The following is an 8,458-nucleotide window of genomic DNA, read 5'->3' as shown; positions in this document are numbered from 1 at the left end:
ATAGACCTTTGCAATAGAAATATTGTTAGGGAATCTAAACAGAGTTTATAGTTAGATAGGGTTGTAATTTGTACAACCCTATTTTGAGTACAATATCAACAATTTAATCTAACAGAGCCATAATTTAATAACCAACTCTCCATTTAATACATGGTTAACTTTATTAGTAAATATAATACCAACAGGAGTACTTTGGTTTATTATAAAGTCAAATTATAAAATCAATAAGCAATTTAATAAGCAATGTTAAACTTAAGTTCATTAAATTTATAAACTAAAAGGGGGAGATTTTATGGAGCCATTAGTACCAGTAATCTTTTTGGGGTATTTTAATATTGCTTTGTATTTAGCTATTGCAGGTTTAGGCATATACATTTTAATACTTATAATAAAAGCTTTAAAAATTTATATTAAGAAAAATTCTTAATTTAATTATCAATAATCAATTTATTGAGCCAAGAGAAAGAAAAAGTTCTACCTTCAATGGCAGAACTTTTTTATAATTAGTATTACTTTTTCATTATATCTCTCTAGTTATTTCCTTTAAGAATGCTTTTTCTTCATCATTTAAAAATGGTGCTAACTTGATATAAACTGTTTCGTGATAATTATTAAGCCAATTTATCTCATCCTTAGTAAGCATATCTTTGATAACAGCTCCTAAATCTATTGGACAGTATGATATTGTTTTAAAGCTATAAAAATCTCCAAACTCATTGGCTTCATCTTTAATTACTACTAATGTATTTTCAATTCTTATTCCATGCTTCCCTTCCTTGTAAACTCCAGGTTCATTAGTTAATATCATTCCTGGTTCAAGGACTACTGTATTTCCTGAAGGTCTGATTCCTTGTGGTCCTTCGTGTACACTAAGGAAGAATCCTACCCCATGGCCTGTTCCGCACTTATAATCTATTCCATGTTTCCATAGTGCTGCCCTAGCTAAAATATCTAAATGCATCCCTGTTGTGCCTTTTAAGAATTTAGCCATACTTAAGTCTATATGACCTTTTAGCACTAATGTATAATCTATCTTTTCCTCTTCTGTTAAGTCTCCCATAACAAAAGTTCTTGTTATATCTGTAGTTCCATCTAAGTATTGTCCACCTGAATCTACAAGGAATAATCCTTCTTCTTTTATTTCATAATCACTTTCCTCATTGGCTGAGTAATGCATCATAGCTGCATGGTCTTTATATCCAGCTATAGTTCCAAAGCTGTCTCCTTTTGCATTTATTCCTTCTGCTCTAAGGTTAGATAATTTTTCAGTAGCACTTAGTTCTGTAACCTCTATTTTACCTACACTCTCTTTTAGCCATTTTATGAATCTAACCATAGCAACACCATCTCTAACCTGACAGTTATCTAAGCTTGCTAGCTCTACGTAATTTTTTATAGCTTTTAATTCTGTAGTTATATTTGTTCCTTCTATTACTTTAACCTCTTTAGAAATAGCATTATATATCTCTGCATTTGTCTTTAATAAGTCAATAAATACTGATGTTTTTATATTTCTAACATCTTCGAATATATCGTCATAATTCTTAATCTTCACGCCTTCATAATTTAAATTACGGATTATTTCATCTGTAACCTTTTTCTTATCAATATATAATGTAGCTACATCTTGAGATATTAAAGCATAAGCTAGAGCAACAGGATTAAACTTCACATCATTTCCTCTTATGTTAAAAGTCCATGCTATATCATCAAGAGATGATAAAATAAAGTTATCAGCTTTTAACTCAGACATCCTCTTTCTTATTCTTAATATTTTTTCTCTTGCACTTTCCCCACTGAACATTACATTATGTAAAAATATCTTCTCCTTAGGTAATTCTGGTCTGTCATTCCATACATGATTTAATAAATCATGTTCTAAGTTTATTTTAAAATTATTCTCTTCTGCTATCTCTAATAACTTCTTATATGCACTTGCTGCATAACAATTTCCGCAAATACCTAAAGTTTCATTTTCTTTAACATTTTCCTTGATATATTCTTCTAAAGTAGGATATCCCGCTGTGGCAATCTTCATTAATTCTATTCCTGAACCTTTAAGTTCATTTTCAGCTTGAATAAAGTATCTACCATCTGTCCATAATTTAGCCTTATCAGAAGATACTAAAAGAGTTCCAGCTGAACCTGTAAATCCTGAAATATAAGCTCTTCCCTTATAATAATCTGCTACATACTCACTTTGATGTGGATCATTACTAGTTATAATATAATGATCTATATTATTATTTTTCATAATGGTTCTTAATTTATTAACTATTTTCATATATATCTCCTTATCACATATCTCTAAAAACTTTTATATTACTAAGTGTAACAAAAATGTGAATATAAAGAAATATAGAATTATATTTATCTTTTATTGCTCATATTGTAATCAATTTTGCTATTACATTTAACTACTAATTTTAAATTTTTTGTTAACTTTTCTTTAATGGTATGGTATTATTATGAATAAAAACATAATTTTATGTTATTTACAAGGAGGGGATATTGTGAAAATAAAATCATCTTACAAAAAGATATTTCAAATTTTACTAATATCTATAATTTTATTTATAGCTTTAAAAGAATTCTATTCAATGTTAACAACAATTGATATGAACTTATTTTATATTTATGCAGACGAGTTAACTCTTAGTAAATTATTAATAGTTTTAGTTCTAGGCTTAATTTCCTACCTACCATTATCTTTTTATGATTTATTATTAAGAAAACGAGTGAATATAAATCTTAAGTTAACTCAACTATACAAATACTCGTGGATTGCCAGCTCTATAGCCAATGTCGTTGGTCTTGGTGGTAGTACAGCTTTAATACTTAAGAGTCATTTTTACTCAAAATATACTGATGATAAAAAGAAGCTTACAAAAATATTATCAAAGATAGTACTATTTAACCTTAGTGGCTTTGCTATGGTATGTTTTGTTTTTTCTATTTCAAATATATTAAAAGGTAACTTTTCAGGTTTTACAAATATTGCGGCTTTTATAATATCGCTTTATATTCCAGTTGTTTTAACTATATTAATTCGTAAATACTTAAAAACAAAGGATTCTGGCGAATTCTTATTTTCAATTAATATATGTTTAATATCTGTCTCTGAATGGATAACTACCATTATACTTATATACGGGTTAATGTTTATACTTAATATATCTATCAATCCTTTAGATTTCTTATCAGTTTATGTATCAGCAATTATAGTTGCTGTGATTAGTATGACTCCTGGCGGTATAGGAACATTTGATTTAGCTTTATTACTTGGACTTGGTAATTATGGTGTTCCTTCAGAACAAGTACTTTTATTAATACTTCTATATAGAATAAGCTATTATTTGATACCTATGTTAATTGGAATGATTCTGTATAGCTTTGAATTATGTAGAGATTTAAGCTCAAAAGTAAGAACTCTATTAAAAGATATGTTAGCTGTATCTTCTCACTTTATTTTATTATTAATACTTTTACTTATACCTATATGGATATTGATGCCTATCATAAAAGTATCAATAATCCCTACTAAGATTATCTATTTATTTAATAAAGTTGTTCAAAAATTACTAAACCTTGGCTTAAAGCTACCTATAATAAGCTTAAGTAAAGCTGTATAAATTGTGGACTAGCTTTAAATTAAGAACTGTTTATTACAATATTAAGTTTATACCAACACCAAATGTTAAATATCAGTTTTATTATTCTTTAATCATACATAATAAATAATAATTTTACTTTATTAGACAACATAAGTTGATCTCTTGAATAGTATATATTGTAAAAACAAATGATAGGAGATGACGTTATGTATAACAGAGGTTGTTGTAATTATGGACGTAATAACTGTTGCGGTGGTTGTGGCAATAGATGTGGTGGCTGGGGTAATAACTGCTACGGCTGTGGTGGCTGGGGTAACGGCTTCGGTTGCGGTTTCGGTGGCGGTTGGGGTTTAATCCCACTAATACTTTTATTTGGGTTCTGGTAATATAATGCTTAGCTTTTTATAGAAATGCTTCTTTCTATAAAATAAATATTTAGCTCTATAAAAAATTTAATAATAACTTAACTAAATTAATCTGTCCTTATTAGGATAAAAAAAGCCTTAGGCATTGAGTTATAAAACTTGTGCCTAAGGTTTTTTCTTCGTTTATACAAATAATATTTAAAATAAAAAAAGATAACTGAATTCACAGTTACCTTTTATTTGGAGCGGGTAGTGGGAATCGAACCCACCTTTCCAGCTTGGAAGGCTGGAGTATTACCGATATACGATACCCGCAAATTATGGTGGAAACAACAGGGATCGAACCTGTGACCCTCTGCTTGTAAGGCAGATGCTCTCCCAGCTGAGCTATGCTTCCCAGTTGGTGACTCACCGGGGAATCGAACCCCGGACACCTTGATTAAAAGTCAAGTGCTCTACCGACTGAGCTAGTGAATCACAGTGGTGCGTGTTAAGAGATTCGAACTCCTGGCCCACGCCTTAGAAGGGCGTTGCTCTATCCAGCTGAGCTAAACACGCATCATAACTATTTGTACTTTTCCTAAGCACAAATAGTATAATATATTATTTTAGCCAAATGGTCAATACCTATTTTAAATGTAATTTTTACCATTAACCATTTTATTATGACTCAATCAAAAATAATATGGCAATTACACTAACTCAATATATAATTAAAAAAGCAATAAGCTTATTGCCATAACTGCCATACCAGCTACCATTCCATATATAGATAAATGATGTTCCCCATACTCTCTAGCTGCTGGTAATAATTCATCTAAAGATATAAATATCATTATTCCTGCAACCATTGAAAATACAATTCCAAGAACTCCCTCACTCATAAATGGTCGTAAAAGTGTATATCCAATAATTGCTCCTAAAGGCTCAGTTAATCCAGAAGCAAAAGAATATACAAAAGCTTTTTTTCTACTTCCTGTAGCATAAAATATTGGTACTGATACTGCAATTCCTTCTGGAATATTATGAATGGCTATTGCAAATGCTATAGGAATAGCTATTGTAGTATCTTGCATTGCAGACATAAAATTTGCAATTCCCTCTGGAAAATTATGCAGTGCTAATGCAACTGCTGTAAATAATCCCATTCTCATTAAGTTTGACCTGCTTGTATTACAACTTTCAGAATTTTTATCCATATCTTCAACTTTCTTTATTTCATGAGGATTTTCTGGTGAAGGTATTATCTTATCTATTATACCTATAAGTAACATTCCTCCAAAAAAAGCTAATACGGTAATCCATTTTCCTAGTGTATCTCCATAAAAACTTACTAATGAAATTCTAGCATCTTGATATATCTCAACCAACGATACATAAATCATTACTCCTCCAGAGAATCCTAATGAAATTGCTAAAAATTTATTATTAGTTTTCTTCGTAAGTAAAGCAATTAAACTTCCTATACCAGTAGACAATCCTGCAAGTAAAGTCAAACCAAAAGCAAATATTACTCCCATACCTATTATGCTCCTTTTTTTCATCTAATGATATTGTAATTCAATTACTATTATTTGTAAATAATTTCCTTTTAATAAATTTTTATATTACTCTTTTTTAAAATTATTTATTATTTCAATAATATTCTATTTGATAATAGTTATTATTAAATATATAATATTATTAAATATTTTTACTGAAAGGATTTATATATATGGAAACAAAAGAATTAAAAGATAAAAAAGAAACTGTTGAGATTCAAGCACCTCAAAAAATTAAATACCAATGCCTACATACAGAAGAGGCAAAAGAATGTACTTGTATTAGAAGTAAAGGATTAGTTCTAAAAAAATAGATTCATTCAATAAATACAAAAATGAGGATGTAATTTTAACATCCTCATTTTTTAAATACATTTTTAATTGCTATTGAGCTGATTTTGCAGCTTGGATTACTCCATTGATGTATCCAGCAGTATCTGCAAGAGTTGCTCCTGTTACAGCATCTGTAACTTCTTCGTTTGTTTTAGCAGTAACTTCTTCTAATTCTGATACTGTCTTTCCATCAACGAATTCTTGGATAGCATTTAAGTTATCAGCAAACTTAACAGTTGATCCTGCTTTTTCAGCCATAGTTGCTGAGTATGCATCACTGTTTTGACGTTTTGAAGCTAAAACTTTTCCTTCAACTACGTTATCTGCTAATCCTTCAGTGCTGTTTGCAACACCTGTAGTTCCATCAGCAGCCATGAATTGGTATTCATCTATGTATGATAAAACAACCTTATCATTGTCAGTTAATGCTGAAACTACTGCAAAAGCTTTTGTTCCGTGAGCTGCTGCGTAAACTTGAGATAATTTTAAATCTTCAAGGTTTCCAGCAAATTCTACACCTGTAGTTCCTTCTGCTTGCTTAGCAGCTTCTAATACAGCTTTGATGTATCCTGCAGTATCTGCAAGAGTTGCTCCTGTTACAGCATCTGTAACTTCTTCTGCTGACTTATTGTTAACTAAGTCTTCTAATTCAGAAATCTTCTTACCTTTTACGAAGTCTTGGATAGCTACAAGGTTGTCTGTGTACTTAACAGTTGACCCTGCTTTTTCAGCTAGAGATGCTGAGTATGTTTCATTGTTTTCACGCTTTGAAGCTAAAACTTTACCTTCAGCTATGTTGTCAGTCATACCTTCGCTGTTTACAATTCCAGTTGCTGAATCAGCGCTCATGTATTGGAATTCATCGATGTATGCATCAACAATTTCATCTCCGTTAACTACTGCAGTAACCATAGCAAATGCTTTTGTTCCGTGAGCAGCAAAGTTAGTTTGTCCAATTTTTAATGTTACTTTTTCTGCTGATGCTTCTTGTTGAGTATTGTTTCCTCCATTAGAAGTAGCACTTTGACATCCTACCATTCCAACTACTAAAGCAGCAGCTAAACATAATCCAATTATCTTTTTTGCTTTCATCTGTAAACCCCCTAAAATAAATTAAATTATATTTTATATCTACATGTTAATTATAAGTTTGTAATTGTTCCTAGTCAAGAATAATTATTAGTTAACAATCCCTTTCCAATTCTTCTATATTTTTGTTAAATAATCTTTATTTTCAATTTATGATATTAAGTAGAAAAAGCTTGTTTCTATGGTATAAAAACAAGCCTTTTATTAACTATAAAATTTTCTCAAAAGCTACTCTCTTGCTTCCATCTTCTAAATAAATCACTCCACAATACTGAAAACCATTTTTCTTAAGCATCTTCTGCATAGAAATATTATCTTCATGTGTATCAGCCTTTATACTATATACATCTTCCTTAGAGCAAAGCTCCTCAACTTGCTTTATAATTTCACGTGCTACTCCTAATCCTTTATAATTATTATTAACTGCTATTCTATGAATAGTTGCATATTTACCATTGTTAATCCAGCTTCCTTCATAAATAGAATTATATGTAGGTTCACCATTAAAAGAAAGTGCTGTTGTAGCAATGATATTATTATCCTTTACTAAAACATAACTCTCACCATTCTCTATATCATTATGTATTGTATCAGCGTTAGGATAATTATTCTGCCATTGATCAATTCCCTCTAATTTAAAGTATTCTTGTGCTTGTTTGATAATATTCATTATACTATTTATATCATTTATATCTGATTTTCTTAATATCATTTTTATTCTCCTTTGTTTCATCTATATAATAATTTAATGTTTCTCAATTTTCACTACTTTATAATCCTAAAATCCAGAAATAGTCCTCACCTTTGTTCCCTTTATTAATCCAGCTTCTTACCTTTTCAAAAAATTCTTCTATAGAAATATTTTCATTATTCTCTTCCCTGCAAAGCCTCTCAATTTCATTCCACTGATATATTCTAACCTTTTGAGGTCCATAATACGCATATTCAGGAAATACCTTATCAAAATATGGACTTAGTATCTTAATTCCATCTTCATCATCATTAAAATACAATGAATCCTCTGACCAATGCCTTTCAGGATAAGAATGTGCATATGCTATTTCATAAGTATCTCCACCTGTTACCATCTCTTTAGTAAACACCTTTAATTCTGACATAACTTCTCCTTATATAATAGTTTAATATACTTACTTCAATATTTTATAATTATTCTTATTTCTCTATCAATTTATATTATAACACTCTCCTCAGTGGTTATCTTTTTTAACTAAGACTTTTAAAAAATTTTTTAACATCTAACTATTATCTTTCAGTGTATTTTTATAAATTTTAAGTATACTAATTATAGAGATGAGCATAATTGATCTTTTAAAAAGTGAATATTAATTAGAGATGAAAAAATAGGAAAATTAGGATTATTAGTAATAAAGTGACCTAAAAAAGGGCAGACTATCCCTATGAGGATAATAAAATGTAAAATATTAGGTTGTTAAAGAGCTAACTAGCTCGTTTAAGCTTGCTTAGAGAACAAATCTTATCTTCCTTTTTATTAACA

At 29.6% G+C, this 8,458-nt stretch carries 9 protein-coding genes and 4 tRNA genes; 4 read left to right on the top strand and 9 right to left on the bottom strand.

The window, feature by feature from the left end; translation table 11 throughout:
- Positions 1-292 precede the first annotated feature (292 nt).
- The gene (locus H8S10_RS18320; protein WP_269144363.1) at positions 293-427 is read left to right on the top strand and encodes a hypothetical protein; all 135 of its coding nucleotides are present in this window, start codon (positions 293-295) and stop codon (positions 425-427) included.
- Positions 428-520: 93 nt separating this feature from the next.
- Here the strand turns inward: H8S10_RS18320 and H8S10_RS17290 are convergent, their stop codons facing one another.
- On the bottom strand, positions 521-2,284 hold the full coding sequence (locus H8S10_RS17290) for an aminopeptidase P family protein (RefSeq protein WP_186839690.1): 1,764 nt from the start codon (positions 2,282-2,284) through the stop codon (positions 521-523).
- A gap of 229 nt (positions 2,285-2,513) precedes the next feature.
- Here H8S10_RS17290 and H8S10_RS17285 point away from each other — a divergent pair, with 229 nt between their 5' ends.
- Positions 2,514-3,632, top strand: coding sequence for a lysylphosphatidylglycerol synthase domain-containing protein (locus H8S10_RS17285; protein WP_055264603.1), 1,119 nt, complete (start codon positions 2,514-2,516; stop codon positions 3,630-3,632).
- 213 nt (positions 3,633-3,845) lie between these two features.
- Positions 3,846-3,968: a hypothetical protein gene (locus H8S10_RS18315; RefSeq protein WP_279287234.1), complete on the top strand. Its 123-nt coding sequence runs from the start codon at positions 3,846-3,848 to the stop codon at positions 3,966-3,968.
- Positions 3,969-4,220: 252 nt separating this feature from the next.
- Here H8S10_RS18315 and H8S10_RS17280 read toward each other — a convergent pair.
- The 5 genes from H8S10_RS17280 to zupT all read right to left on the bottom strand — a co-directional run bounded on the left by H8S10_RS17280 (position 4,221) and on the right by zupT (position 5,499).
- Positions 4,221-4,294, bottom strand: a tRNA-Gly gene (locus tag H8S10_RS17280).
- A gap of 6 nt (positions 4,295-4,300) precedes the next feature.
- Positions 4,301-4,376 (bottom strand) — tRNA-Val (locus H8S10_RS17275).
- Positions 4,377-4,380: 4 nt separating this feature from the next.
- A tRNA-Lys gene (locus H8S10_RS17270) sits at positions 4,381-4,456 on the bottom strand.
- Positions 4,457-4,460: 4 nt separating this feature from the next.
- Positions 4,461-4,537: transfer RNA gene (locus tag H8S10_RS17265), tRNA-Arg, on the bottom strand.
- A gap of 155 nt (positions 4,538-4,692) precedes the next feature.
- The gene (gene zupT, locus H8S10_RS17260) at positions 4,693-5,499 is read right to left on the bottom strand and encodes a zinc transporter ZupT (RefSeq protein WP_055264602.1); all 807 of its coding nucleotides are present in this window, start codon (positions 5,497-5,499) and stop codon (positions 4,693-4,695) included.
- 194 nt (positions 5,500-5,693) lie between these two features.
- Between zupT and H8S10_RS17255 the strand changes: the two genes are divergently transcribed.
- A complete protein-coding gene (locus H8S10_RS17255) occupies positions 5,694-5,834 on the top strand; it encodes a hypothetical protein (RefSeq protein WP_172675745.1) in 141 nt (46 codons plus the stop codon).
- Positions 5,835-5,904: 70 nt separating this feature from the next.
- Here the strand turns inward: H8S10_RS17255 and H8S10_RS17250 are convergent, their stop codons facing one another.
- From H8S10_RS17250 to H8S10_RS17240, 3 genes are all read right to left on the bottom strand, one after another.
- The gene (locus H8S10_RS17250; RefSeq protein WP_186839689.1) at positions 5,905-6,945 is read right to left on the bottom strand and encodes a peptidoglycan-binding protein; all 1,041 of its coding nucleotides are present in this window, start codon (positions 6,943-6,945) and stop codon (positions 5,905-5,907) included.
- Positions 6,946-7,150: 205 nt separating this feature from the next.
- Positions 7,151-7,654: a GNAT family N-acetyltransferase gene (locus H8S10_RS17245; protein WP_186839688.1), complete on the bottom strand. Its 504-nt coding sequence runs from the start codon at positions 7,652-7,654 to the stop codon at positions 7,151-7,153.
- Between the two features lie 58 nt (positions 7,655-7,712).
- The gene (locus tag H8S10_RS17240; RefSeq protein ID WP_055264599.1) at positions 7,713-8,060 is read right to left on the bottom strand and encodes a hypothetical protein; all 348 of its coding nucleotides are present in this window, start codon (positions 8,058-8,060) and stop codon (positions 7,713-7,715) included.
- Positions 8,061-8,458 lie beyond the last annotated feature (398 nt).

Source organism: Clostridium sp. NSJ-49 (assembly GCF_014287725.1).
Taxonomy (GTDB): domain Bacteria; phylum Bacillota; class Clostridia; order Clostridiales; family Clostridiaceae; genus Clostridium; species Clostridium disporicum_B.
Note: the sequence above shows the minus strand (reverse complement) of the source record. Positions and strands in the feature narration are given on the sequence as shown.

Coding starts and splice junctions, on each gene's coding strand:
- H8S10_RS18320 (WP_269144363.1), top strand. CDS start 293: ATGGAGCCATTAGTACCAGTAATCTTTTTGGGGTATTTTAATATTGCT.
- H8S10_RS17290 (WP_186839690.1), bottom strand. CDS start 2,284: ATGAAAATAGTTAATAAATTAAGAACCATTATGAAAAATAATAATATA.
- H8S10_RS18315 (WP_279287234.1), top strand. CDS start 3,846: ATGGACGTAATAACTGTTGCGGTGGTTGTGGCAATAGATGTGGTGGCT.
- zupT (WP_055264602.1), bottom strand. CDS start 5,499: ATGGGAGTAATATTTGCTTTTGGTTTGACTTTACTTGCAGGATTGTCT.
- H8S10_RS17255 (WP_172675745.1), top strand. CDS start 5,694: ATGGAAACAAAAGAATTAAAAGATAAAAAAGAAACTGTTGAGATTCAA.
- H8S10_RS17250 (WP_186839689.1), bottom strand. CDS start 6,945: ATGAAAGCAAAAAAGATAATTGGATTATGTTTAGCTGCTGCTTTAGTA.
- H8S10_RS17245 (WP_186839688.1), bottom strand. CDS start 7,654: ATGATATTAAGAAAATCAGATATAAATGATATAAATAGTATAATGAAT.
- H8S10_RS17240 (WP_055264599.1), bottom strand. CDS start 8,060: ATGTCAGAATTAAAGGTGTTTACTAAAGAGATGGTAACAGGTGGAGAT.